Consider the following 541-nt stretch of genomic DNA (forward strand, 5'->3'; position numbering starts at 1 on the left):
GTACAAAGGCGACCAGACTGTTACGACCGGCATCGAAAAAGTCACCGGTGGCGAGCACTTTGAAAACCTGGTTCCAGGTACCGATAAAGTCACCACCGTGGTGACGGATACCCCTGGTACTGATAACACCACCACTGTGACCCTGACGGCTCCGACTGAAGTGAGTGAAGGTGGAAAAATCACCTACACCGCCACCTTGAGCAACAAGGCCGACACTGACGTCACCCTGACGCTCGATAACAAACAAACCATCACCATCAAGGCCGGTGAAACCGTCGGTACCGTGATTGTTGATGCTCCAGGCGATGACGTGTTCATCGATAAGAGCACCCAAACCGTCCAGATCACCGGCACCGAGGGCGGCAACTTCGAGAAGCTTGTGGTTGCTGGCGACGGCGCGACAACGACTATCAACGACACTATCGACAAAGTTGATGTGGTGCTGACTGCCACCAAAACTGTCGGCGAAGGCGGCGAGATCGTTTACACCGCGACTTTGGTTGATAAAGACGGCAAGCCAGTTACCAATACCACTGGTCCG

The 541-nt window shown here is 54.3% G+C and carries 1 protein-coding gene; it reads left to right on the forward strand.

Translation table 11 applies throughout. The features are described 5' to 3' along the window. The coding region (locus BHC62_RS27145) for an immunoglobulin-like domain-containing protein (protein WP_143007609.1) at positions 1 to 541 on the forward strand (541 nt) is incomplete at both ends.

The sequence above is a fragment of the Pseudomonas sp. 06C 126 genome (genome assembly GCF_001855215.1).
Taxonomy (GTDB): Bacteria; Pseudomonadota; Gammaproteobacteria; order Pseudomonadales; family Pseudomonadaceae; genus Aquipseudomonas; species Aquipseudomonas proteolytica.